At 30.8% G+C, this 25,908-nt stretch carries 22 protein-coding genes and 1 pseudogene; 14 read left to right on the top strand and 9 right to left on the bottom strand.

Translation table 11 applies throughout. From position 1 onward, the window contains the following. Positions 1-40: 40 nt before the first annotated feature. On the bottom strand, positions 41-520 hold the full coding sequence (locus BAMA_RS15340; RefSeq protein ID WP_034640653.1) for a hypothetical protein: 480 nt from the start codon (positions 518-520) through the stop codon (positions 41-43). A gap of 384 nt (positions 521-904) precedes the next feature. Between BAMA_RS15340 and BAMA_RS24565 the strand changes: the two genes are divergently transcribed. Further along, positions 905-1,051, top strand: a complete 147-nt coding sequence (locus tag BAMA_RS24565) for a hypothetical protein (protein ID WP_157406017.1) — start codon at positions 905-907, stop codon at positions 1,049-1,051. A 102-nt stretch (positions 1,052-1,153) separates the two neighbouring features. Beyond that, positions 1,154-1,846, top strand: coding sequence for a hypothetical protein (locus tag BAMA_RS23565; protein ID WP_051758984.1), 693 nt, complete (start codon positions 1,154-1,156; stop codon positions 1,844-1,846). A gap of 723 nt (positions 1,847-2,569) precedes the next feature. Here BAMA_RS23565 and BAMA_RS15330 read toward each other — a convergent pair. Further along, the gene (locus BAMA_RS15330; protein ID WP_034640651.1) at positions 2,570-2,968 is read right to left on the bottom strand and encodes a RidA family protein; all 399 of its coding nucleotides are present in this window, start codon (positions 2,966-2,968) and stop codon (positions 2,570-2,572) included. An 832-nt stretch (positions 2,969-3,800) separates the two neighbouring features. Between BAMA_RS15330 and BAMA_RS15325 the strand changes: the two genes are divergently transcribed. Beyond that, positions 3,801-4,172, top strand: coding sequence for a DUF3888 domain-containing protein (locus tag BAMA_RS15325; protein WP_051758983.1), 372 nt, complete (start codon positions 3,801-3,803; stop codon positions 4,170-4,172). A 470-nt stretch (positions 4,173-4,642) separates the two neighbouring features. On the opposite strand, the gene BAMA_RS15320 is transcribed toward BAMA_RS15325, so the two are convergent. From BAMA_RS15320 to BAMA_RS15315, 4 genes are all read right to left on the bottom strand, one after another. Next, complete coding sequence (locus BAMA_RS15320; protein WP_051758982.1) at positions 4,643-5,584, bottom strand: polyprenyl synthetase family protein; 942 nt, start codon at positions 5,582-5,584, stop codon at positions 4,643-4,645. Further along, positions 5,562-5,720, bottom strand: a complete 159-nt coding sequence (locus BAMA_RS24560) for a hypothetical protein (protein WP_157406016.1) — start codon at positions 5,718-5,720, stop codon at positions 5,562-5,564. The genes BAMA_RS15320 and BAMA_RS24560 overlap by 23 nt, the downstream gene beginning before the upstream one ends. 194 nt (positions 5,721-5,914) lie before the next feature. Continuing rightward, the gene (locus BAMA_RS24555; RefSeq protein WP_157406015.1) at positions 5,915-6,073 is read right to left on the bottom strand and encodes a hypothetical protein; all 159 of its coding nucleotides are present in this window, start codon (positions 6,071-6,073) and stop codon (positions 5,915-5,917) included. 330 nt (positions 6,074-6,403) lie between these two features. Then, positions 6,404-8,092 (bottom strand): helix-turn-helix domain-containing protein, encoded by a 1,689-nt coding sequence (locus BAMA_RS15315; RefSeq protein ID WP_034640649.1) that lies wholly within the window; start codon positions 8,090-8,092, stop codon positions 6,404-6,406. 1,145 nt (positions 8,093-9,237) lie between these two features. Here BAMA_RS15315 and BAMA_RS15310 point away from each other — a divergent pair. The 6 genes and pseudogenes from BAMA_RS15310 (at position 9,238) to BAMA_RS15285 (ending at position 15,918) form a co-directional block, all read left to right on the top strand. Then, positions 9,238-10,926 carry a hypothetical protein gene (locus BAMA_RS15310; RefSeq protein ID WP_034640647.1) on the top strand — a complete coding sequence of 563 codons (1,689 nt, stop codon included), beginning with the start codon at positions 9,238-9,240 and terminating at the stop codon, positions 10,924-10,926. A 1,087-nt stretch (positions 10,927-12,013) separates the two neighbouring features. Further along, complete coding sequence (locus BAMA_RS15305; RefSeq protein ID WP_034640644.1) at positions 12,014-12,538, top strand: DUF6018 family natural product bioysynthesis protein; 525 nt, start codon at positions 12,014-12,016, stop codon at positions 12,536-12,538. A 36-nt stretch (positions 12,539-12,574) separates the two neighbouring features. Continuing rightward, a pseudogene (gene ssb / locus BAMA_RS15300) lies at positions 12,575-13,030 on the top strand (single-stranded DNA-binding protein). A 738-nt stretch (positions 13,031-13,768) separates the two neighbouring features. Then, positions 13,769-14,338: a hypothetical protein gene (locus BAMA_RS15295; protein WP_034640642.1), complete on the top strand. Its 570-nt coding sequence runs from the start codon at positions 13,769-13,771 to the stop codon at positions 14,336-14,338. A gap of 291 nt (positions 14,339-14,629) precedes the next feature. Next, positions 14,630-15,289, top strand: coding sequence for a hypothetical protein (locus BAMA_RS15290; RefSeq protein ID WP_034640639.1), 660 nt, complete (start codon positions 14,630-14,632; stop codon positions 15,287-15,289). Between the two features lie 2 nt (positions 15,290-15,291). Then, positions 15,292-15,918, top strand: a complete 627-nt coding sequence (locus BAMA_RS15285; protein ID WP_051758981.1) for a hypothetical protein — start codon at positions 15,292-15,294, stop codon at positions 15,916-15,918. A gap of 664 nt (positions 15,919-16,582) precedes the next feature. Here BAMA_RS15285 and BAMA_RS23560 read toward each other — a convergent pair. Continuing rightward, on the bottom strand, positions 16,583-17,185 hold the full coding sequence (locus tag BAMA_RS23560) for a hypothetical protein (RefSeq protein ID WP_051758980.1): 603 nt from the start codon (positions 17,183-17,185) through the stop codon (positions 16,583-16,585). A 38-nt stretch (positions 17,186-17,223) separates the two neighbouring features. Further along, complete coding sequence (locus BAMA_RS15270) at positions 17,224-17,514, bottom strand: ribbon-helix-helix domain-containing protein (protein ID WP_034640634.1); 291 nt, start codon at positions 17,512-17,514, stop codon at positions 17,224-17,226. A gap of 175 nt (positions 17,515-17,689) precedes the next feature. On the opposite strand from BAMA_RS15270, the gene BAMA_RS15265 reads away from it, so the two are divergent. From BAMA_RS15265 to BAMA_RS15250, 4 genes are all read left to right on the top strand, one after another. Further along, positions 17,690-18,067, top strand: a complete 378-nt coding sequence (locus BAMA_RS15265) for a hypothetical protein (protein WP_034640632.1) — start codon at positions 17,690-17,692, stop codon at positions 18,065-18,067. Between the two features lie 179 nt (positions 18,068-18,246). Beyond that, positions 18,247-18,417: a hypothetical protein gene (locus tag BAMA_RS24970; protein WP_200874692.1), complete on the top strand. Its 171-nt coding sequence runs from the start codon at positions 18,247-18,249 to the stop codon at positions 18,415-18,417. A 78-nt stretch (positions 18,418-18,495) separates the two neighbouring features. Beyond that, positions 18,496-19,116 carry an antitoxin VbhA family protein gene (locus BAMA_RS24965; protein ID WP_034640630.1) on the top strand — a complete coding sequence of 207 codons (621 nt, stop codon included), beginning with the start codon at positions 18,496-18,498 and terminating at the stop codon, positions 19,114-19,116. 297 nt (positions 19,117-19,413) lie between these two features. After that, positions 19,414-19,614: a hypothetical protein gene (locus BAMA_RS15250; RefSeq protein ID WP_034640625.1), complete on the top strand. Its 201-nt coding sequence runs from the start codon at positions 19,414-19,416 to the stop codon at positions 19,612-19,614. Between the two features lie 210 nt (positions 19,615-19,824). On the opposite strand, the gene BAMA_RS15245 is transcribed toward BAMA_RS15250, so the two are convergent. Next, positions 19,825-21,510, bottom strand: a complete 1,686-nt coding sequence (locus BAMA_RS15245) for a helix-turn-helix domain-containing protein (protein ID WP_034640765.1) — start codon at positions 21,508-21,510, stop codon at positions 19,825-19,827. Between the two features lie 1,097 nt (positions 21,511-22,607). Between BAMA_RS15245 and BAMA_RS15240 the strand changes: the two genes are divergently transcribed. Beyond that, on the top strand, positions 22,608-24,296 hold the full coding sequence (locus tag BAMA_RS15240) for a hypothetical protein (RefSeq protein ID WP_034640623.1): 1,689 nt from the start codon (positions 22,608-22,610) through the stop codon (positions 24,294-24,296). Positions 24,297-25,908 lie beyond the last annotated feature (1,612 nt).

Genomic DNA, 25,908 nt, shown 5'->3' with positions numbered 1-25,908 from the left:
GCTCCTGATTACAGCAACGCCGGTACTGAGACTACTACTCTTAAATTTCTCTTTTACTATGAGCTAATGCAAATGATTTTTTAACTTCTTCAACACGACTTGCCCAAATTATAAAAAATACTTCTTCCCAATCAGAACAAATATTTTTAAACTCTTTCTTATCTTTCGTTTCAATGGTCCCTAACAAAATAAGATAAATCGCATCTCTCATCTCAGCTTTTAGTCTGTCAACGATAGGCAAATCACCATTCACATCATAAGTAGATGCATTAATTGGAAAATAATCATATCTAAAAATTTCCGAATCTGGTTTTATAACTAAATACTTTTCAATAAATTTATCTAACTCTTTATGCATATTAGTACTAATAAAAACAATCTTGATACAATCATTAACTGATGTAGAATTCTCTTTATCACGAAAATCCCTAACAGCCAAATCAAATAAAGAATCCAAAAATTCATCTAAAGACAATTGCTCACAAACATAACTTTCTAATAAAGAAACACAATCAATCATAAGATTCCCTTCTTTCCAAGAAATAATAATAAAGATTAACTATCATATAAGATAAAAGTATAACAGGTATATGTATTAGTAGGGGTACAGCCAACGTACTAACATAAAACCCACGCTAAGAAAAAGAAAGATTGATATAAAAGGGTTTCTAGCGTAACAAAAAGGATTGTGATAAATAATGTTACGAATTATTTTTGATACAGTATTTTGTTACAGCTAAATTAGCTTAGTAAAGGCTAACGCTTCTTGAAACCAATGTTGTAAAACCAGCATGGATTGATACAGTCATTGGTAAAGAAGCAAATCGAATTAATCGAGTGAATTATGAAATTTGTGTTCTTCAAGCTTTACGAGATCGATTGCGTTGCAAAGAGGTATGGGTAGTTGGAGCAGACTAATATAGCATTACCAGAGGATTTTAGAGCCTTAACACCACTTATCTATGCTCATGTAAATCCATATGGGACATTCAAGTTAAATATGAAGGAGCGCCTAACAATTCAAAGTTCTTCTTACAGAGTCGTCAACTAAATGACATAACACTCAGATTAAGAATTTTTCAGAAAGAAAATGTGTTAAATATTGTATGCATCGTGTTAGCATGTAAGTATATAAGAATATAGGAGGGAGTTTATGAGCAAAAGATATTTGTCTAAAATTGCTTTAATTGGAGTATCTACATCTCTACTAATACCTACTAGTGCTGCATATGGAGACACTTCATCTTCTACTGTAATCAAACCTACAAAAGAAGTGAAGTATGAACAATCATCTGAAATGAATAATGAAAAATTACTTATAGAGATTTACGACAAAGATGACAATTTGATTAAAACCTATTCTGAAGAGGAAGCAAAACAATTTAACCAACATGTAATGGTTCCCAATTTTTTATTACCTGAAGTATCTGGAGAGAAATTAGGTGTCAATTATTATGATGAAAATAATATCTTAACCAGCTCTAGTAATAAAAACCTACTTAATTCTCAAAAAGAAGCTATTGAAAAATTAATGGCTGCTAATCTTAAAGTTTATAACTTTCCCAAAACATCATTCAGTGATAGTATTTGGGTTGCTGGTGGCAGAACGTTTTATCAACCTCAAAGTGTACATGTAATAGCCGTTAAGCAAGTAAACGGAATGGCAGTTCGTTTATATCAAGATAACACATATACTGGACAAGCTGTAGTTAATGGTAGTTTTACAGGTGGATTAAATATCCCTGTTGGACACCTCTCAAATTCAGGAGGTAGTTACAGTATTAAACTTCAAAATAGAAGCAACTACGACATTTCACCTTCTGGAGGACAAGTCTACTATAAATAAATTCTAAAGAGAAACATCATATAAGTGGACAGAAAAAAAAGAAGCATATGAACTAGATGCTTCTTTTTTACTCATTTACTTTTTATAAAAATCGTAATTAAGTTTACTTTAATAATGTTTTTAATCCCTGAATTTCATACTCTTTAATATGAATCTCCCTTTTTATTTTTTCTTGAGACCATTTTTCTTCAATAACTCGATTTATATATCTAACGGGCTTAATCACAGGGTTGCTGCTCTAGTCCGTCACATCGTCTTTAATACTAATGAAATAGCTGTTCTTCTTTGTTTAATACCATAAACGGTCGTTTTTGTTACATGTGGTCAGGCGGAATTTATAGAAATAATTTGACAGTATCTCATTTATATAGTATTTTTCATCTTCTTTACCTTTAATAAACCCCTATGGTATAAAATTGTCTAAATTTCTCAGTGTTTTTTTCGAGCTAATATAAACTGAAACAAAAACCAATTATCTACACAGGGAATTGGTTTTTGTTTATCATAAGTTAGTTGTTTATTTAATAAAAAAATACATAGAAATGAATACTATGACTCATTTTTACATGTATCTCGTCTAGACACATCTATTCATTATCTATTTGGTATATTTTGTCTTATCCCCCTTTTTCGGGGGATGGGTAAAAACACCCAAGATGAAACAAAAAAGAACAGCTAGCAAAAGCTAACTGCCCTTCAAATGGAATGAAGTGTGTATTTATATTATGGTCTAGCTGCCCATATTTCTATTTCAATTTTAATCTCGGGTAATCCTAATTCTGAAATATATCCAATTGTCATTGCTGGGTATTCAGTATTAAATACTTGTTCCCATTCAAAATCCATGTATTCCCAATCGATTTCTTCTGTTGCCCATATATTCACCTTTATAATGTTAGCAGCAGTTAATTCTTCAGATTCCAAAACTTTATTTATATTTTGGAAAGTATTACTGATTTGTTCATTCATAATCTTTGGGAATTGGCCGTCCTGATTTATCCCAATCTGTCCTGATGATACAAATAACTCTGCGTTTCTAGGGATTTTAGTAATATGCGTATAGTTTCCTACTGGTTCTGGCATATTTGTTGGGTTTTTTCTAGTAATTATTCCGTTTCTCATTTATTCCACCTCATCATAAAAAAATAACTGCGGTTTCTTCTATATCATTTTTAGACACACTTCACCCTATAAAAATGATTTTAGAAAAAAACAGCAGTTGAGTACCCATATCCATTTGATAAAAATTTCATTGATTTTTTCTTCATGATCTTGGCACTCTCCTCTTTTTAAAATGATAAAGTAAAATATTTACTTTAAATAATACATGAATAATATCTCGATAGCAACAGAATTTAAAAAAAGGGGGATTAGGGAAAAAACACCGTTAAGGGGTTTATAAAGATTTTCGATATTTATAAACGTTTAAAAATGCTATTTCATCACCTTTACAAACTTGATAATTCAAAGTTCTTCCTAACATAGATTTTTGTTTAACAAGGTATACCTTTATAAAAACGCTTAGCGTTGTTGAAATAGCTTATTTTCATGTCGAATTTTGCTTAACGTGGGGTTTTTCTCTTTTGCAGGAGGTACTCCTATACAGAAGTTAGCTGTATATTTTAAAGAATCTATAGCATCTTCAATGTCATATGGATACTCATCAATATTCCTTCTGTTATTATTGAGCCATCAATCAGAGGAAACTTGAAGAAACACAGAAGTGAAATTTCTTTATTTTTACTTTGCGGTCTATGACGGCAACCCTGTCACCACCCCTATAAAGTGTTATGGCAGAGAAAGTTTATTGTTATTGAGCTATCAATCAAAGGAAACATAGAAGTAAAAAAATTGTGTCCCTTTTTATAAATACATTTATTGAAAGCTACTTTGCACTTCCCGGCACGGTTGCTCCTTCTACCCCCATTAAGAGAATAGTGGATGGTGATATTCCATGAGAAGACCTTTAATTTTAATACTAAGTATTACATTTTTATTTTTAATAATAACTAAAGTCCATGCTCAAAATGAACCCACAAGAGAGGAACTTTTGGAAGAAGCATTAATTGTAAGGTATCTTCCATACATTTTAGAAGTTACTAACACATTGTCTATGTGTGAACGAATTACTGATATAAAAAGACTTGGTGGAAATCGTCGCCATGAATTAACCATTAAAGTAGTAACGTATGAAAAAGCTCACGATCCTCCTTATGATTTGTTTCGTTTAAGACTTACCGATATACCTGATGGGATAACTGTTACAAATGTTGAACGTACAGAGAATTTATCACCCGAACAGCTTAAAAAGTATTGTTCCAGATAAATAAAGGAAAAATTTGTTTGTAGTATAACTTTAATAAAATAAGACTATTTAAACTAACAGAGTTCTAAGTTCAATGAGTGGAAGCTGTATTCAAAAATCTTTGATTTTCCGTAATAGGGCGCTTTAGTTAAATAAGGAGCATTAAATTAATCAAACTTTTTTATAAAAAATAGTTCTAAAACTAAAGAGAGCCATCGTTTTAATCAAGCTTTATTCAAAAGAATGGCTTTTGTTATGTCGTGATATTAAGGGTTTAAAGTTACTTTTAATCAAACTTTATTCTAAACCAACAGAGGAACATAAAGAAACGAATCCAAATTGATTAAACTTTTTTCAAATTGGATTCGTTTTATTTTCTGTAGAACAAGGTTTTGTGAGCTGCTTTTAATCAAGCTTTATTCCAAACCAACATCTTTTCTTTTATTTTATTTAACTAGCAAGATAAGGACTCAATAGTAGATAATGTATTATCATCTTAGTAAATAATTAACTAAGTATTCTACGAAATTTGAGTTGGAATTATTTCGATATTTTTCAATGAGAGTAATAGCGTTATTCATATGAATTTTTGAGAGAACTAGCGTGTAATCAATAGCCCCAACATTCTTTATATATTTTTGAATATCAATTAAGATTTCAGTGGACTGTGTTTCTCTTAGCGATATTAATTTTTTTATTAGATCTCCATTTTCGTGTTGGGAACTATACTCTACAGCTTTAATTAGTGGAAGAGTAGCCTTTAAGTGGAATAAATCATTTTTTTCTGGTACAAATATATCCGTGGCATCATTTTTCAATTGCCCAGCAATCCCTATATTTGTAGCTGCTTCTATCAGACTATGATGTTTGTTTTTATCAAAACCATTTACCTTAAATAATAACCTTACTAATGAACTTGACTTCATATTTATCACTTCAAAATATTCCTGTTCTGTTACAATGTTTTCTGGAGATAAAGTAAATGAAATATCCTTCCATTGTCCAATAGATGCATTACGTAACTCATCAAAAACTAAATCCAAATGACTTCGATTTTTTAGTAGTAAAACGAATGCTTCAATTAATAAAGCATTTGCTATTGTTAACGCTTTAGGTACACCTAATTGAGATATATTTTCTCCCTTTGTCTCATTGTCACTAATTTCATCCATTATGTCAGTTGCTAAAATCAATAACTCTATAGCAGCAGCAATTGGGAAATGTGATTCTAATTCATCTTCGTTTATAAAAATTAGAGAGTACAATAAATAAAATTCACTCCAAACAAAGTCATCGTTACTGTTGAATATCTTGCCTCTATTATGGAGCAATGTATGAATTACATCTTTCATTTCATTATCTAGGATATTATTTTCACAATAGGATGTAAGATAGTTATAAAGTTTTTCTTTATAACCAACCAATCCTACCATTATTACCTCTTAATATATGCTCTTCTAAAGCAGCATATTGCTCAGGATTTAGTGATGATTCAACAAGAGCCAACCCCGATTGATTCATCTCTCCATTTTTGACCATATTACTAATTACTTCCCATAATTTATCCATAATAACCCATCTCCTTTTTCCATATTCTAAAAAATAAGTTACCAATTAAAGACGTACTATGCTTTGGGAGAAAATCAAATATTTATTATAAAGTTCTAAAGATTTATAGAGTTATAAAACTAGCTATTTTATCTCAACCTTTTCCAATCTTGTTTAGTATAAAAATGAGATGCTGCTAACTATAAAGTTTTTCCTTAGCGCCATTGATTACTAGAATTTTCCCCTCTTAATATATGTTCTTCTAAAGCAGCATATTGCTCAGGATTTAGTGATGATTCAACAAGAGCTAACTCAGATTGATTCATCTCTCCATTTTTGACCATATTACTAATTACTTCCCATAATCCATCCATAATAACCCATCTCCTTTTTCCATATTTTTAAAATAAGTTACCAATTATAAACATACTATAACTTGGTATAAAATTAAACATTTATTTGAAAATTCGAAAATCAAATAGGGATATAAGGCCACCAAATTTATTTCACTGATCGTAACATTAGTTAAAGACACATTTTCAACCTTCAAATTAATTACCAATTAACGAAAGATGAAACGTATTATGAAACACTTCTACCATATTGATTACCATCCCACAAAAGATGAAACACTTTTAATCCAAATAAATTAATCCTCTACCTCATAACGTTTACAATGATGTAGAGGATTAATTTGTAGGACCTTATAAGCTCTCGATGAGTTTTCTTCTCTCATACCACTTAGAAAGCTTGTCCATAGCTTGTTTAGACATTCGCTTTGTTTTCTTATTACAAAAGCGTGAGAGTGTAGAAGGGGATAAAGAGATTTCTTCAGCTATCTCCCTAATACTAATTTTTTGTTTTGTTTGTACCTCTATTAATTTATTACGAATCAGTTCCATATCTGTTTCTGGACTTTCTTTTGAAACTTTTGTTTCTTTGACCTTAACCGACGGAACTTCGCTATAATCTATTACTTTTTTATCAACATATTTCTCCATCTGCTCCAGTAATTCATGAGGAGGTAATATTGTTATTCCTAATTTTGCATAGTAATTCTTAAACCAATTCTTTTTACCGATTTTTTCTTCATCTAAGGGCTCACTGTATTCCCATTTTGAAATTACTTGCTCTCGCTCTAAATCCATAAGCACATCTTCTAGCTGTTCCTTAATTCTATTAGGTTTCCATGTTTTTGGGATGTCCAACACAGCTAATAACCCTTTTTCACCACCGATAGAAAAAGGCTTGCTTAATGAAACATAAACCTGTCTGATCCGCCATTGCCATGTTAGATATCTAATAAGCCTTTTATGATACTTATATCGATAACTATTGTATTCCAGTGCTTTTTTCGATAATAATGCTGTTGTATTAGCTGAACCGTATAGGTAACTTGTTAAGAAGCTTCCTGGTTTAATTCGGCATGATTCTATTCCCATATATTCATTTGTAGTGTTATGTCTCCAAAGTACAACCGAATCGAGTACAAATAATCGTTTAATCACTTCACGCTTAACCTCAACCTTTTCGCTATCTTCTTCATTTAAAACGACTACTTCGTTATCATCATTTAAATAAATAAAGATACTAGCCAAAGCTGCGAGACGCTTAGCAACTTTTATTTTATCTTCTGCTCGGTAATATTCATTTTTCCCTACAACTGTTTTAGGAATACTGCACATTTCTAATACTTGTTCATATGAAAAATCAATAAAATCCTCTGGTGACTTTGCTTGGTTAAGCCATTGAATTGTAATTGCATCTAAACAATCTGCAGTTAAATCATCCATATTGCTCATTACATCATTCATAAGGGTTGTCCAACGAGCAGCTTCCTCTGTATTACGGATCCTTAAATCACCATCCTTATGAGATGATAATTGAGCAATACTACTTTGACCTTTAGTTTCAATTTCATACTGTAATACTTTTCTATCTTGGTCCTCTTCAAAGTTATTCTTTGCAATACCATCCCTTAATTTATAGTAAACCGAGGAATTATTTACTGCATAATAATCTTCTTCATGTTCAATTAGCGCGGGTTCTACTTTCTCTACAATTTCCTGCTGCGCATCATTATCATTAAAGACTATATCCTCTTTAAACTCGTCTCGTATAATCGGTCCCACTTGCCGATGAATTTCATCTTTGTACATTTCTATGTTCTTGTAAATATGTAATAATGATTCTCCTTCTTCTTGCTTTCTCATAACCCATACTAAAAGTGCACTAAAAGAAGGGGAGGCGTATTGTGATGTTATAATTTTTGTACTATTTGATTTCGCATCCTCAACATAGTTATTCCATTTTGTCCATAAAACTTCATTGTTCTTATAAAGTGGCTCCGATATTAAAAGAGCATCATTAAAATTGTGTATAAATTGATCCATTATGGAGCACCTCCTTAATATTCATGTAAAGATACATACTAAACATCTATTATTCAAGTTACATTTTTGCTGTATCTACTACCTATAGTGCAAAAGATGCAACACTTTTGTCATGTTCTTTCCCTAATATCTTATAAATTATAAGCTACTGCAAGTATTTATATTGTTATCCTATCAAATTTTGCAACATCTTTGCGGTATCCTATCCCAATACAATATAAAACGCAATATTATCTGAATAATCCCTTCATTTAGATGTTATGAAGCATTCTCAATTTGATAAAATTTATAACCGCATATAAAACCTTTGCGGTATGCTAACCCTATTTTCTTAAACATGCAACATTATCACATATAACGGTTGCTACTTTACCTCAATAATTTATATTAATTTTTACTTTTAAAATTTTTTTTAGTGCTTTCCACTGAAAATTGCAGTGCCTCTTTGCGGTATCCTTACCCTATTTTTTTATACAAAAACTCCTATAAACCCTTATATATCATAGACTTATAAGGTTTCTATGTTAAAAATAGAAAAAATACAACATGCAACACTTTTGCGGTATCCTATACCTATTTTTTCATATGGAATATATCAAAAAACTATATATATCAAGGACTTATAGACCAAAACTAATTATATTTAAAATATTCTGAACTTACAACACCTTTTTGCGGTATCCTTGACGTAAAATCCCTCAAACATGCAACACCTTTTTGCGGTATCCTTACCCTATTTTTAAAACTAAATTCCAATAAAATATATATGTATCAACGGTTTAACTAGATATTTTATCTTTCTAATCATTTATCAAAACATGCAACACTTTTGCGGTATCCTATACCTATCTTCGTATATGAAATACATAAAGAATCTATGTATATCAAGGGATGATGAATGATTTCATTCAAAATTAACTCATTTTAAAACATGCAACACCTCTTTGCGGTATCCTTGACATAAAAAATTTTTAACTAAATTCGCAATCCCTTGGTACACATAGGATTGAAGGGTGTTGCATGTTTTGAAGATTTCTCTTAAAGGGGGCAAATTTTGCTAATTTCAATTTGATATAATCAAGAATGATATTTTATGTCTAATTTTAGGTCATTATGTTATGAAACAAGACTAGGAGGTGAAAAAGATGGGAAAGCCATTTGTACTTAAGAATAAACGTAGTTTAGAAGGACAAGCTACTACACCAGTATTAATTACAATTAAGTCGTGGCAAAAGTTAGTAGAAGCCTTCGAGGGAAAGTATTATAGCTATACAGATACATACCTTGAAGACATTATTAATCATATGTCTTACGAGGAACGTATTGCAGATGAAGACAATTTTGTTGAACAAGCAAAACCATCTTTTTCACTTCTGTCTGGTAGAACTTATATACGCAACAATGAACGTAAACATAAATTATACGGTATAACCAACGCCGATCTTGAAGTATTCATTTTCCTTCATAAAAAATGCAATACTTTCGGTGTTCTTTCTCATGTTTCCATTCATATGTTGTGGGAAGAATACAAGAAGTATAAAGAGGAACTAGCATTTATACAACATTCGCAATTCTATATTGCGCTTAAAAAGTTGTGCATACATAATATCGTTTCTATTCAAAAAGAGCTTAGTGGTAAGTGTACGATTAAGTTAACTCATTTTATGAATGACGAAACAAAGAAATCAAACCCTTATACATTCATTAATCCAGTTGTGTTCACAAAGCAATTCTTTAGTCTATCCATTGCTGCTAAGAAACTATTTTTAGATGTTGCTATGCAACAAAAACGTGAAACAACATTAAAACGTTCACTTTTTAAACAAGATGAAAACGGAAACTCAACACACTTTGGTGGTATGTATCGTTTCTTACATAAAAAGTACCCTCATCAAATTCGAGAAGTAATGAATGAACTTACTCAAACATTTCCATGTACTGGTGCACCACTATTTAAAATTTGCAAACTAGAAAAGGGAAAGAAAAATGTTAGGACATATACTACTATGTACCTTTCTATTCATTCGGATTTTCTTTGTGATCGAGAAGCTGGTGAAGAGTATCGTGATCCGATTACACCTAGAGTTGGTTATGCGCGTAAGGCTCGTTTCATTGAGGGGGTATTAAATGAATTGAATATCGGGGAATTTGTGCAAGATATGAACTACTTTATTAATATTTTAAAGTACACTTGTCACCGTCAGATTCGTCAAGTTCTTCGTGGGTTACGTGACATGATTCATAGAGAGGAAGAATACCCTAGCAACTTAGTTTATACACTTAAGAAACTATTAATTCAATCCGCATCATATCGTGTACAAGACGCTGCTGCAAAAGCAGGTATCTATTCTCTTATTACACATAATGTAGCGAAGGAACAGCAAGAACAAGCAATATTTGATTTTGCTAAGCATTATTCAACTTATTCTCTACATACTGTAAAGAAACTGTTTAATAAAGCTTATGAACTGCTACACAGTGAATATACGGTTCCAGTAACAGAAGAGATATATCAGAAGCACCATCTAAAATATCAAGAGGAATCTTTATTTAGAAAGTATGCGTTTGAACAAGGTGTAAATGTAAACACATATCTTGCACTTGAACTTGAAATAAGAGAATTATTAAAAGCTAGAGGACATAAAATGGGCCCAATCCCTAGTGATGTACGAGAAATGTTTATTGAAAGAATTGATAAATTACCACAAGAGCAAATTAGAGTAATAGAGGTACCAGATAACTTCAGTTTAATTGATTTTATTAATACTATTGAAGAATATACACATAACGGTAGAGAAGCGTTTGCAGCTTCTGAGATTATGCAAGCAATATAACTATGAATAGCTCTCTTTTTTGAAAAAATTCAAATGAAGAGGGCTATTTGACGTTGCAGTAAGGCGAAATAAAACAAAGTTAAACTCCAGATTTCATGATAGGACCACAACTACCCATGAACACTGGAGCTTTTTTATACATAAATTTGTATAGTCTCTTGTGAAATAGAAACACTCAATGTAGTTGCTGTTAATAAATAATTTAAAATGCACCTAAAATGTTCATTTATATCTACAAAAAATCTTAAAAAAAATAATAAATTATGTTTATATGTTTATAAAAACATCCTATTCTGAATAACATTTTAGAATAAATCCCGTAGTTATAGTCTTTATATCCTAAAACTACAAAAAATCATCAAATAGTTTCTGAATAATGTTTATATATTGAGTAATGGGAGTAAATAAATCATAGTGTGCATAAAATGTGAACATTTTTCTCTATTTTGTGGAAAAATAGTTAATAACTAAATCATGTTCTATATGTATAAATTTAATATTAACTGTATTATTTTTTTGATGTATTTTTGTAGGTTTCATGTTTTGTATTTATGATTATTTGTAGATGTATTATTGCAATAAACACTAATAATACATTACCAGTTTATTGAATTTGTGATTTTATATGATAGAAAATTGCAGAAACCCTTATTTATCAAGTATTTAACACCACTTTTGAGGGACTATAATAGTTTTATCTTTTATCTTTTTATATAATAGAATTTCTTATTATATTAGGTTTTTAGCAAAGGGAACTTCAATTTAGCCTATTGCTAATTATTAATTCTTAATATAAAATTAAAATGTATTTCTTAGTTTATCGTTTACTTTGTTTCCTGTCTTTTTGCCAATGGCAGACAGTTGAGTGTATGAGGAAATGAGATACTTGTTATATTTGTTATAACCTTATCTTTTACATGTAGAAGGGCTTTTCTTGAGCCGAATATCAAATTGAGATACTTTCTTTGTATCCTTTTTGAATCATTCGACTTAGGAAAAGCCCTTTTTGTGTTGTCCTAAGACTCGTGAACTATGTAAATTACAAACTAATAATTTATAACTATTATTAGAGTGAGGGGAAAATATTATGTTCAACGAAAAGAAAATTATTAAATTTGAGAAGGTAAATAGAACGAATGTAGATTGTATGAATGAATCTCCTAGGGATTCTAATACAAAACAAATATTTGATCAAAGAACCGCTAAAACAGTAAACATTCCAGTAATGGATGCTACAAGTGGTGAAGTACATTTATCAAAAACAGGCAGTGTATTAAATAAAGCTTTGTTTTCTGATGAAACAAGAGGAAAAAGAAATTTACAAATTGCAAAACGCTATTCAGCATCTATTATTTTACCAAATGGTGAAGTGCGTAAATATATTTCACCTATTAAAAATAAAGATGCGGCCATTGAAGACATTTCGCAGTATGTAACAGCAATTGAAGATGCTATAGGAAAAGAATGTGTCTGGCAATTAGACCAAACACAAGTATTTTATATTGGAAAAAAACATATTGGTGCTACTCAAATTGAACGCTTGAAAGCACAATGTAAAGTATTGGGTAAACGAGTATTCGGCTTACTATTTGATACGGTAAAAGAAGGTTAATTACAGATAATATTATAATTATTGGGGGGACTTTGATTGATGAATCGAATATTACTTGTGGGACGTCTGACGAAAAATCCCGATTTACGGTACACGCCTAACGGTGTTGCAGTAGCTACTTTCACATTAGCTGTGAATCGTACTTTTGCAAAATAACAAGGTGAACGTGAGGCTGACTTTATTAACTGTGTTATATGGCGCAAACAGGCAGAAAACGTTGCTAATTTCTTAAAGAAGGGAAGTTTAGCAGGCGTAGATGGGCGTCTTCATACGCGGAATTTTGAGGGACAAGATGGAAAGCATGTATATGTAACTGAAGTAGTTGCAGAAAACGTACAATTTTTAGATACACGCAATAGTTCAGAATGTCAACAAAACACAGGTGCAGCTAATACTTCACCTAGTTATAAGCAGCAGTCAGAACATGTAAATGATGATCCATTTGCTCAAGGAAATCAAGTAGATTTTAATGATGATGATCTACCGTTTTAAAAATATATAGGACTAATGAAGGAAGGATTGTACTTTTCAATTCTTCCTTCATTTTTATTTTATTTAGAGAGGAAGAGCATATATGAGAATTCTTTTATGATGTTAGTTTTTTATTAAAAGAAGCATTCTTTAATAGAATAATACAAGCTATTAAACACGAGATGATACTAGGTATCTAAGTCATTCAAGGAGTTTTAGAGGTTAATGGTGATACAGCATCTTTGACACTCCCACAGCTAAAGCCGCAAGCTGACTAACGTCAGTGGGATTCTTGCTACCAAAGGCGAAGTCTATTTCTAGTATCGCTGACGTACAAGATTCGGGTGTGCCATCACCCGTCCCACGACAGACCATATAGGTTCGTAGGCTACAGTACTATGACCATACTGTACAGATAGTGATTCTCAAATGTTTTAGCGTCTCGTTCTTGACGACTCAATACATTTTACAAAGTAGAAGAATTTGCTACTCCAACCTCGTATGTATTCTGTTTTCAGAGAACATAGTTGTTTTAGAGTCTTTTGCATGACTATGAGTGAATTATATCATTTTTTGCGTTGCAAAAGCGATACTATTATTCCATGCCAAAAGATGGAGTAAACTCCTACATGGGCTGTCCTGTATCGCAAAATTTGTAATCCATTTGCTTTCTTTATTAGGTATAGAGAAAGCAACGTGTAAAGGAAGAGGATGAACAAATTCGATTTGACCTATTTGGTTAATGTAGGAGGGATTGTTTTGATATATTTGTTATCTATTATAATGCTTGTTACGGCGTTTAAAGTAATTAAACACCGTTTCTCTACCCAAGTTATTGAAATAGAGGAAAAGGAGCCAATTAAGCCATATTGGGACTTTAAAGAGAATAAACCTGTAGGTATTGATTTAGAGATTGTTAAACCAATACCACCACAAGAGTCTCAGTTAAGCGAGCAGGATAATCAGTTTTATCAGGAGCTAACAAATGAGATTAAAGGAAAGGATAAATGTGAAGAACAATCAGCAGGTTTAGGGGATTCTTATTATGATAGTTTATACTCATATGTTCCAGAAGAAGAGCCGTTTTTGGACGAACTGGAACTGAATGATGTATGTAACCAATTAAGTGAAGAAGAATCAAAAATCATAGAAACGACAGGTCAGGTAATCGGTAGAGAAAATGATTTTGTACATTTTTATTCAAATGAACAGGCTGCTCGTTGCTGGATACGTGCAGGTGGTGAGCAAATTCCAATGCAACAAGAGGTATTAGTTATTATAGAGAAGAACGGTGATTCAACCAAACTTCTCCATTGGGAAGAAATCTAATAAAAATGAGATAAGCGGTAAATATTCCGTTTATCTCAGCTGTACTTATTTAAATTTTTCAACCTTTAGATAAGATACAACCTGTTTGTATTTTACCTAAAGGTTGAAAATGCAAAATGCTTGAAAAGAATAAATAGGTTTATATATAAATTCAGTAAAAAAAGTTCGTGAGCAAAAATTCAGTTGGTTCGGCATGTAAATTATAATGAAGGGAGAGACATATATTTTATTCTAATTATATTAATATGTTAATTTTAAAATATTTTTTCGTAAGTTAGGGAGGCTTTTACAATGATGAATAATATTAAAGGAACTATTGATTTCGAAACAAATGATATAGTAGAAAAACTAGGACGGTCTGTAATGACAGAGAGAAGAAAAGTTAAAGAGATTCAGTTACAGTTTTCTACAAAGGGTAGTCATAAATTTAACATATCAGTCGTATTCGATAAAATTTTCCTTGCAAATGATGAGATTGAAGATTATCGATTAAACTTAACAGATGGAATTACTTATGCTAGTCAAAAGTTTATTGAGAAGCAAGTGTTAGAAGAATTAAACGCAAATCAAGTAGTTACATTTTCATGTCCAGTTGATGAAGATGGCTTTTTAGAAGATGAATATGCTACAGTGTCTATCCAATACAGTTTAAAGCACTGTAGGGTTAAAGGAGAGACGGATTGGTTTGGATGGATTAATGATATTAATACTACAATTAATCGAATTGAGCAAATTAAGGTACAGATTACTAATTTCAAGATTTCTGCAATTGAATTAAGAGTAAATGTTTCAAAAGAACCAATTCATGTTGAAAGTGCTTGGATTAAGGATATTATAGCTCAGTCAAACCAGCGAAAAAGATTTTATCACACATGTCATGTTACTTATAAGAATTCGGGAAGCCAATTCCATATGTCAGACTTGGTTACTTCTATGGCAGGTGACCTATAAAAATGTCGATTTTTAAAAAAAGAGCTGTAATGTTACTTACACTAAGCATGATAATTATAAGTTCTATATCATTCCTTCCTTTCACTGCACATGCGATTACAAACTCACCATTTGATAATAAGGTGGAAAGTAAAAATCCATTTACCGATGAGGGACAAGCACATAATGAGGATAAGGGTGACTTGCTAGAAAATGTACAAAGTAAAATAAACTCCTTATATGTACCGTTGTTTAGAATGGCAATTCTAGTGTTTTCAATCATCTTTACTTTAGGTGTTATAGGGATGCTATTCTCAATAACAACTAAGAATGGTCAATGGATGAAGTGGTCTACTGGTGCAATGATTTTTTCTTTTTTAGTCGTTGTTACAATACGGGTAGGAGTTTACATACTTTATTCGAGTAATGTAGCCGATTTTGATGAGATCCTATCAGATATAGCGAGCTTTATTGCATCACTAACATTATTACTTTCTCCATTTATGCTGGTATGCGGGTTAAGATTGCAGATGTTATATTGTGGAACAGAGCAGCCAGAATATTATCGATGGGCACGAAGAGTAATGTTTGGGTCTGTTTCATTATGTTTACTATCTTTAATGATGCCATGGTTGTTTGCTAATTTATAGAAAATAAAAAGAAAAAGAGTATGATTTAGGAATGAAATGGTCGTCTTAACTCATACTCTTTTTTTATTACTTGATATTCTCTTTTATTAATTCTGTATATTTGGTTTTATTGATTTTTGTTAAGGAAAAAACAAAGTAAATATCTAAACATAAAAAGTATTGATTAGTATTGGTTTGAAATGCAAAGTTGCTATTTTCACTGGCTACTCCTGGTACTATATCTATCATTGACTGATCTTTATTATGTAGCATATCTCGTACTTTACTTAAATTTCTTATTGGAAGACGAGAACATTTATATTCAAGACAATTAGTAATGAAGTATACAACTGCGCATTGCATTAAAAATATAAGAACAATATATATGTGTAGTTGAAATACAGTTAGCCCAGAGCCAATAACGAAAGCCGTACATATTAGTGTATTAAATCGTTCTATCTTAATTAATTCTTCTAGTTTTGTACGATATGGATATACAAAGAGTCTACTAATTAAGTAATATCCGAGCATTATGAAATAGACATAGAATATTTCTTTGTAATTCTCTTGTATGAATTCAATTTGCCATAAGTTTGTTATAACGGTTACTACGATACAAGTATGGATATATGCAGCGAAAAAGATCAGAGAATGTAACTTGAATCGTTTATCGAGAATGAAGGAGTTATACATAAATGTCTACTCCTTCAGGAATCTTTGAAAGTAACCCACCGATTAACAAACAATATCGCCCTTGTCCTTCCGTATTTATGTACCAGCATATATGTGGTGCCAAACGTTTAGAAGCATTATGCGGCCGTGTTGGTGTTAACGAATGCTGCTCACTCATTTGATCAGCTAGTAAAAACTTTCGTTTATAGTCATTCACTATCCAACAACCGTATTTATTGTTTTCAGAAGTATACCATGTGGCGGAATTATATAAAGGTTCAATACCAGGTTCAATAGGATATTTTCCATTACTTAAGTCTGTATCATTATCTTCAGCTAGTGCTCGAATAGTGATATCTAGTAAATCTACTTCTTCATCGTCGGTATCTTCTATGTCATTAAAGAACATGTTAGATGATACATTTGTATCCTCTGTAAAGTAATCACACATATGGTGAGTAAATGGATTATCGAAATCTGTAGTTAAATTTAAGCTACAGATTTCAAGTTCTTTATTAAATTGTGTACAGGTATTACGACATGTATCAAATAATTCGGTATTTACTGTTTCTGCTTTCTCTATTTTCTGTTCATTGTTTACAACAAGTGTCAGCATTATAGATGCTGCTACAGCTGTAGCAGCTGCACCACCTTTCAGTTTTTATCTTTTACATAATGTTTTAATAACTGTTGAATAGAGAAGTCAATAAGTTCTCTTTTATCAACACCGGTCTTTCTATGAATTTGATCTAGACAATCAAAATAATCTTGAGCACCTAGTTTATAGATTTCTGCTGATTGAAAAATGGCTTTATCTATTAGCCGAGTTCTGGGGATACCCCCTGTCATTTCATATAAGTCTTCTAGGGTAGTCAATGCATTGTTATCTATAGAGTAAGTTCGATTAGTTCGATTCACTAAACCATTTTTCTTTTTTGTAGTCACAATATTCACCTCAAACAAATTTTAAAAACATCTTAACATTTGAATAAGGTTATTTCAATCTAAATAAGAATGAATAAAGTCATTGTACTATATTGTACCTTATTTCAACTTATTGTAGTTGTTATATTATTATATTAAGTTTTATTGAAATTGAAAAGGAGGAGATTAATGAAACATGAAATTTTTAGAAGAATATAGGTATTTAAGAAAATCATTAATGTTTGGTTATAGTGTGATTGTGTTAGGACTAGCTTTAGGTGTTGTTTTTGATTCCTTAATTTTTGTAGCTCTTATTGCATTGGTGTTAGCAGTCCGGTACGCATTGATTTCAATTAGTCCACATGTAAAGAAAAGTTTACCTATCTGGGCGACATTTGACGCGATAGAGAAGGTAATTAACAGAAGGGCAAGTAATAGATTTAGATTTTTTGGAGGTTTTTGGGCGTCATTAGCATTAGGAGTACTTATTGCATTAACAAAAGGAACTTTAATTTCATTTTTCATCTTACTTAAAGAAACTGAGGTCTTTTTCAGATTTCGTAAAAGGGTTTAGGGAGATTATAAGATATGAAACGTCTTTTTAAAGAATTAAAAATTTTATCGTTATTGGTATTGTTAGCAACTCTTATTAACTTAGGATTATTTGGCATGAACTAGACTGAAATATTAATAATCACTTATGAGGGAATCATATATTATGTGTTTGTCTATTTAGATATAGGAGGAGCTTCCATGTATATATTTGAGGTTGAGTATCAGGTGAAAAGTCAAAAGTTTTATAAATCATATTTACTAAGCAAAGTTACTGAAGGATTTTATATGAAAAACCATATACAAGGGATTTTAGCCAAGAAGCATAATAGGGAAGTAACAATTATATCGACCGAATTAGAAGAATTATAGGAAGAGTACAGATACCGGAAACATAGTAACTTAACCAGGGGGTAACTTGTTTCTTATATAAAACAAGGAGGTATTAGAATGGGTACAATTAATAACAAAAGAATTAACTATGCGTATGAAAATGCTAAAGCTTCTTTAGAAATTGAGGGTTATAAAGCAAAACAGGAAGATAAAGAATTAATTACTGCTTACTTAAAGAAAGAAATTTCATTTGACACATTTGTTGAAATTGCAAAGAAACGAGCAAAAACAACAGGTGTGCATATTTTTAAAATTGCTCATTTTTATAGCACTAATCATGATAAGACCTCTTTTTTTATAAAAACGAATATTGATACAGAGACTTTAGGAGAGATTATTGCATGTATCCAGTTTCGATTTGAAGAATTAGTGAATGAATCATTATGTATAAACGATGAGCACTTGCTATCGATTTTAAAAGAGTATTTTGGAGTAGAAGATGTTACAAAGGAGTATCAAAAATATTTACCATATACTCAATTAGCTCAACATGAGTGGAGTGCAGTAAATGTGTTTTATGTTCCTGATCCTATATTAGTAATAACTCAAATTGACCAGTACCACATGAGAGAAAGTTGCTGCGGACCTAATTACAAAGATTTAATGGATAAACGCTTACCTGGTAATGAGGACTTTGACAAAGCAATTATAAATCCGAAGTATGGGTATGAATATTAAAATGTAATAAAAGTTTTATGCTGTAAATATTTGATATGAAAGTGTGTGGTTCATGAGTTCATTTTTGTTGATTTTCGCGCCGTTGTTGACTATGATTTTAACTTTTTTGGTACTTGAATTTACTAAGGAATTTCTTGATAGGTATGTTGATAGTTCTATTATAGCTGTATTAATAATTATGGGTGCGTTTGGTGTAATTTCAGCTGGTATTTATTATATTGTTAAATTTATATAGTTTGTTTTTATTATAAAGAGTTTAGTAATACAAATACATTTAGCGAGAAAGTAGGGGGAATTTTGAAAGATATCTATTCATTCGTTGCAAAGAAAAATAACGCAATCATGGATTGTGACTCTTATCAATTGAACAGCAAGGATGATGCATATGAAATGGCAGGTAACCTTTCATATATTTATATGGATGTTAACATCGTTGAGATTTTCAAATATGAACATAAGAATTTTGTTTTTATTGGCAGTGTTGAGGTTAAAGAATAAAGTACATACCAACAGAATGAATTGTGTACAGCTTAAGCTTGTAAGAAGGGGGAATTAAAGTATTATAAATCTGAAGAGAACAAGCGTGGAGAATAGATTATAACAGTTGAAGCTATGCATGTATTATTCAAAAAACAATTAAATTATTAAAGCAGATGGCTATAGGAAGCAGGGAAATCGCTAAAAACGATTACCCTGCTTTGTTTTTTATTATTCCATGGATTTAATAATTTGTTGCCTTTCATACCACTTTATTAATTTTTCTTTTATCTGATTCGACATACGCTTCATTTTTTGATTATAAAACCTAGACAGGGTAGCTGGTGATAATCCTATTTCATTTGCAAGCTCACGCATTGTTACATTTTTTTTTGTATATTCATATATAATTTGGTTCCTTATGGTCTCTTCTATGTTCTTATTGTTATTAGCCTCTGTTATAGCATAACTGTTTTTTTGTAATGAACCAGTTTCTTTCGTTTGTTCTAAAAGCACTTGAGTAGAATTCTGCATTAATTCTTCTAGTGGCAAGATGATAATTCCTAACTTTGCATAGTAATTATCGAACCAGTTTCTTTTTTTTACCTGATTTTCATCAATCTCTTCTGAATAGGACCAATGAGAAATAACTTTTTCTTTTTCCAAATCCATTAGCACGTTTTCTAATAGTTCACGAACTCGATTCGGACGGTTACCTATTTTCACTCCCATTACAGCTAATAATCCTTTATCTCCACCAATAGAATAGGGTCTTCGTAAATTATCGTACTGCTGGCGTATTCTCCACTGCCAACTTAAGTATCGTATAAGTCTTTTATGATATTTGTGTCTATAACTGTTATACTCTAATGCTTTTTTAGATAATAAAGCGGTTGTACTGTTTGAACCAAATAAATAACGCGATAAAAAGCTACCTGGTTTAATTCTACATGACTCAATCCCCATGTATTCATTCGTATTCTTATCTCTCCAAAGAACTACTGAATCTAAAACAAATAAACGCTTAATAACTTCTCGTTTCATCTCATACTGTTTACCGGTTTCTGTTTGTTCATTTAAAACAACCACTTCATTATTATCATTTAAATAAATAAAAATACTGGCTAGGGCAGCAATACGTTTTGCAATTTTTATTTTATCTTCTGCTCGGAAGTATTCAATTCCATTTGCATATGCCTTTGGGATATTACACATATCCAATACCTGTCGGTAAGAAAAATCAATAAATTCATCAGGAGATTTTGCCTGTTTTAACCACTGTATTGTTATCGAATCTAAACAGTCCGCTGTTAAGTCATCCATGTTGGACATTACTCCATTAATAAGTGTAGTCCATCTAGCTGCCTCATCATTGTTAGTTAAACGTAAATCCTCATCTTTATGTGCAGATAGTTGTGCAACACCATTCGTATTTTTCGCTTCAATGGCATACATTTTCAGATTTGTAGCTTCATCTTCTTCAAATTGATTTTTAGCAATACCATCTCTTAAATGAAAATAAATAGCAGAATTATTAACTTCAAAGTAATCCTTAGTTATCGTGTCCTCTTCTACAATTGTTTTGTGTGCTATTTGTTCAAGGTTATTTCGTGTTTCCTTAGTTTCAAATTCATTAGCTATCATTACTCCGACAGAGGAATTATGAATTTCTTCCTTATATTTTTCAATATTTGTGTATATTTGAAGTAATGAAATGCCCTGTTCATTTTTTAATTCTAACCATGAAACAAACGCAGAAAAAGAAGGTGAAAAATGAGAAGATGTTGCAAGTTTCCCATGATTTGCTTCTACATCAGTATAATAAGTAGTCCATTGATCCCATACCGCTTTATTATTTGGAAACAAAACCCTCGATAATAGCAGTGCATCCCTAAATTGATTAAGGACTTTCTCGATATTTCTCATTAACCTAACCCCCTTCATATTTTAGAATGCCTCGTACACTTTAAATTTTTTACAGTGTTATAGTGGCACTTCCGTAATTCGTCTAACATAATCAAAATCTATTAATATAGCCTGATATAACTATTTATATAATAATTGTATTGCCCAATATGGAACTACCAACAAATAAAATTAGCCTTTTATATGATTATATAAATCTTATTTTATTTGTAAACTAGGATCCGTATGTACCAAGCAAGTTTAAAAACAAAATAAAGTAACTATTTTGTTTTTTAATGTTATGTCATTGTTTCATGCTATTTCAATTTATATAAAACCTTAATAAAAGTATAACTAACTCTTTAATAAGTTGAAACATTATAGCTATATCTTGGCACTAACTCGAAAGCTTGAAACATTATATTGTCTTTAGAACTTTCTCAACAAATTATTTGTATTTAATGAAATATCCTTCAACCATTGATATATAAGGTTTTTTTTATGGTATTGGTTTTATAACATGACATTACATAGTGATATGATGACACTAAACTTTTCTTCTTTCTTCTAAAAAAGCTTATGTATCAATGTTTTTACGGATCTTTCAAGTAATTTATCGTTTCAAAAACTTGAAACCGTTATAGCGGTATCCTGGCACATAATTTTTATAATTCTGAAACAATTATAGCGATATGATGGCACCAAATTTTTTATTGAAAATTAAATAAACATATATATATCAATTGTTTTAGTCTAATCATCTACATTTTATGGTTTTTCATAAACATAAATTATATAGCGATATCTTGGTAGAAAACATCATTAAAAATCTGTGTAAAACCCATATGTATCAATGTTTATTACTAATTAATAGCATTTTTATCCGTTTCATAATTTCAAAACCATTATAGCGGTATGATGACTGTTAAATCTTTTTTTATAATCGCTGAATCCCTTGTAGCGCAAGGGATTCAAGCCTGTTTTAACTTTCTTTTTTCTCTCTTAAAAGGACAAGTTTTACCAATTTTCGATTTGATATAATCAAAATTAATATTATATATCTTAATTTAGTAATAAATATACTGTTTCTTTAAGAGAGGTGAAAAAGAATGGCGAAACCATTTATTGTTAAAAACAAACGTAGTTTAGATGGTAATCCAACTACTGCAGTTCTAGTTACAATTAAATCTTGGCAAAAATTAGTTAAAGCTATGGAAAGTGAATACTATAGCTTTAAGGATACATATCTCGAAGATATTTTAAAACATATGTCCTATGAAGACCATCTAGCTGATGAAGACCAGTTTGTAGAAAAGGCGAGGCCATCTTTTTCACTTCAAATGAGTAGCATTTTTTCTAAAGCGGAGGGGCGTAAACATAAATTATATGGTATTACAAACGCTGATTTAGAAGTATTTTTGTTCTTACATAAGAAATGTAATACCTTCGGTGTACTTTCACATGTTTCAATCCATATGCTATGGGAAGATTACAAAAAATATAAAGAGGTATTTTCATATATTCATCATTCACAGTTTTATATTGCATTAAAAAAGCTTTGCTTGCACGAAATCATTCAAATTGAGAAAGATGCAGGTGGAAAATACCGTATTACTCTAACTCATTTTATGAATGAAGAAACGGGTAAGGCAAATCCGTATGCCTTTATTAGTCCAGTAGTATTTACAAAAGAATTTTTTAAATTATCTATCGCTGCAAAAAAGCTATTTATTGATATTGCAATGCAGCAAAAAACAGAAACGACTTTAAAGCGTTCCTTATATAAAACAGATGAGCAAGGACAACCGACTCATTTTAGCGGTATGTATCGCTTTTTACATAAAAAATACCCTCATCAACTACGAGGGGTAATGGCTGAATTAACAAGAAAAATGTCTTACACAGGTTCTCCTTTACTCAAAATCTGTAAATTAGAAAAAGGAAAGAAGAATAAAAAGCTCTATACAACTTTATTTATATCAATCCATCCAGATTTCTTATGTGAAAAAACGGCAGAAGAAAGCTACCGTGATCCGTTTGCACCAAAGGTTGCCTATGCTAGGAAAGCTAAATTTATTGAAAACCTTTTAAATGAGATGAATATTGGCGAGTTTACAAAGGATATGAATCAATTCATTAATATTCTTAAAAATAGTTGCCATCGTCAAATCCGTCAAGTTATACGTGGCTTACGCGATATGATTAATCGAAAAGAAGGTCATCCGAAAAAGTTAGTTTATACATTACGTAAATTATTAAATCAAGCTTCACAATATAGAGTGTTAGATACAGCTGCAAAAGAAGGAATATATTCTTTAATTACGCATAACATGCCAAGAGAGAAACAAGAGCAGGCAATATTTGATTTTGGTGTACATTTTTCTATGTATTCTTTAAATAACGTAAAAAAACTATTTAAAACGACATACGAATTATTACGTAAGCAGTTTTCAATTCCTGTAGCTGAAAATAATTATCACCAAAATTATATGCAGTATCAAGAAGAATCGTTATTTAGAAAATATGCATTTGAACAAGGTACTAATATTAACGCTTATATTGCATTAGAAATTGAAATTCGTGAATTGTTAAAAACTAATGGCCATAAAGAAAAATCGATTCCGAGTGATATTAGAGAACAATTTATTGAAAAGATTGATAGATTACCAAAAGAAGAACTACGTGTATTGGCAGTACCAGAAGACTTTGATTTAATTAGGTTCATCCGCTTATTGGAGCAATACTATCGTACTAAATGCAAAATTCCAACAGTTAATCAGCTGCTCGTGTTAATGTAACAATAATAGCTCTCCTTTTTTGAAAAAATTAAAGAAGGAGGGCTATTCGTGTTGCATCTTACTTTTTATTTCTACTCATAACTCATCCAAATACTTTAAAGTTATTGCGAAATTCCCATTTATACATATTAAATATTCATTCATATACACTAATTAATCTAATCGATTACAATTTCCACAATAATTATATTCCCTATTTTTAGTTTCACGTCTTTTTACCTACATTTAATCGTAAGCAATTATTTAAAAATAGGGGATAACTGTATAAACAGTCTCAATTGTTTATAAAAATTACTATCAATTATTATTGTACCAATGTTTTTCTCATAAACCTACTTAAAATCATCGATTTAAAAGTGAATTATGTTAAATAAGTGAATTATGTTAGTCGTTAGTTCTTAATTGTACATAGAATGTGGATATATTTATAAAAATTGTGTAAAAGTTAGGAATAACTTACTAAATAAGGTTATGTATAAAAAATCGTCTATTTGTATTATTTTTCTGATGGATTTATGTAGATTTTATGTATGTACTTTCTGATTAATTGTAGATAAATATCTCAAATCAAGCTTATATTTCCGCTTCCAAATAATGTACTTTCTGATTTTTTAGAGGGGATTTCAATATAAAGCTATATATATCAAGTGTTTAACTGTATTTTTCAATCAGTATAGTAGTTTTATCTTTTTATCTTTTTAGTATAAAGACTTATAGTATATTAGGTTTTATTATAAGTTTCTATTTACTAAAGACATTGATGTACTGTAAACAATTAATTTTAAAGCATTAATTTACTTATTATCGATTTTCCAAATCAGATAGTATATTCTTTCAGCTGTAGGGTATAGAGAGGTTCATATTGATTTTATCATCTGTGATGCCGTTAATTTTGAGTATAAAAATAGTAACAGGATAGGGTTAATCTCTACAAAGAAAATGTGTTGGTAGCTACAAGAAGTAGATCAATAAGGTTTGGACCGTTGCCAATCTTATTGACTAGGTACTGAAAAAGATAAAAAAGACCGCCTCTACGTCAGAGACTGGTCTTACGAGGAGAACTTCTAGATCATCTTTAGGTGTCTTCCTTAGCTAGTATGTACGAAATCTCCACATTTATGTGGAAGGTAACTGATTAAGCTATTTACCGCAGCATAACAGATGGGGACCTGTTTAACGGTACTGGAAGAGGTATTTGCTAAGGTGAAGCCATGGTAGGGGAGTTTATTATAATAACGAAAAAACAAGTTCTTCGAAGGGGCTGACTCTCTTTATTATTACTTTAAGGAGTGGAAATAGGTAGTATAAAGTAATTGCATTTCGGAAAATTCAATCTATTATTGTCCGTATTTGTAATACAATATGGTTAGTAACATTTATATTAAACTTACTTAATTATATTTTAAAGATCAAGGAGGAGATTATAATAAGTAAACAAATGACATCGATTAATCTTATTCCAGTCAATGACATAAGGGGAGGGAATGATCAAATCCATCCTTATAACCCGTTTCCGTGGTATGTAGAAATGAGAGAAAGTACACCTGTGTATTATAATGAAAAAACAGATATGTGGAATGTTTTTTATACCATGAGGTGAAATGTGTAATAG

The sequence above is a fragment of the Bacillus manliponensis genome (assembly GCF_000712595.1).
Classification (GTDB): Bacteria; Bacillota; Bacilli; order Bacillales; family Bacillaceae_G; genus Bacillus_A; species Bacillus_A manliponensis.
This window is presented reverse-complemented; position numbering and strand designations above follow the sequence as displayed.

Coding starts and splice junctions, on each gene's coding strand:
- BAMA_RS15340 (WP_034640653.1), bottom strand. CDS start 520: ATGATTGATTGTGTTTCTTTATTAGAAAGTTATGTTTGTGAGCAATTG.
- BAMA_RS23565 (WP_051758984.1), top strand. CDS start 1,154: ATGAGCAAAAGATATTTGTCTAAAATTGCTTTAATTGGAGTATCTACA.
- BAMA_RS15330 (WP_034640651.1), bottom strand. CDS start 2,968: ATGAGAAACGGAATAATTACTAGAAAAAACCCAACAAATATGCCAGAA.
- BAMA_RS15325 (WP_051758983.1), top strand. CDS start 3,801: ATGAGAAGACCTTTAATTTTAATACTAAGTATTACATTTTTATTTTTA.
- BAMA_RS15320 (WP_051758982.1), bottom strand. CDS start 5,584: ATGGTAGGATTGGTTGGTTATAAAGAAAAACTTTATAACTATCTTACA.
- BAMA_RS24560 (WP_157406016.1), bottom strand. CDS start 5,720: ATGGATAAATTATGGGAAGTAATTAGTAATATGGTCAAAAATGGAGAG.
- BAMA_RS24555 (WP_157406015.1), bottom strand. CDS start 6,073: ATGGATGGATTATGGGAAGTAATTAGTAATATGGTCAAAAATGGAGAG.
- BAMA_RS15315 (WP_034640649.1), bottom strand. CDS start 8,092: ATGGATCAATTTATACACAATTTTAATGATGCTCTTTTAATATCGGAG.
- BAMA_RS15310 (WP_034640647.1), top strand. CDS start 9,238: ATGGGAAAGCCATTTGTACTTAAGAATAAACGTAGTTTAGAAGGACAA.
- BAMA_RS15305 (WP_034640644.1), top strand. CDS start 12,014: ATGTTCAACGAAAAGAAAATTATTAAATTTGAGAAGGTAAATAGAACG.
- BAMA_RS15290 (WP_034640639.1), top strand. CDS start 14,630: ATGATGAATAATATTAAAGGAACTATTGATTTCGAAACAAATGATATA.
- BAMA_RS15285 (WP_051758981.1), top strand. CDS start 15,292: ATGTCGATTTTTAAAAAAAGAGCTGTAATGTTACTTACACTAAGCATG.
- BAMA_RS23560 (WP_051758980.1), bottom strand. CDS start 17,185: ATGCTGACACTTGTTGTAAACAATGAACAGAAAATAGAGAAAGCAGAA.
- BAMA_RS15265 (WP_034640632.1), top strand. CDS start 17,690: ATGAAATTTTTAGAAGAATATAGGTATTTAAGAAAATCATTAATGTTT.
- BAMA_RS24970 (WP_200874692.1), top strand. CDS start 18,247: ATGTATATATTTGAGGTTGAGTATCAGGTGAAAAGTCAAAAGTTTTAT.
- BAMA_RS24965 (WP_034640630.1), top strand. CDS start 18,496: ATGGGTACAATTAATAACAAAAGAATTAACTATGCGTATGAAAATGCT.
- BAMA_RS15240 (WP_034640623.1), top strand. CDS start 22,608: ATGGCGAAACCATTTATTGTTAAAAACAAACGTAGTTTAGATGGTAAT.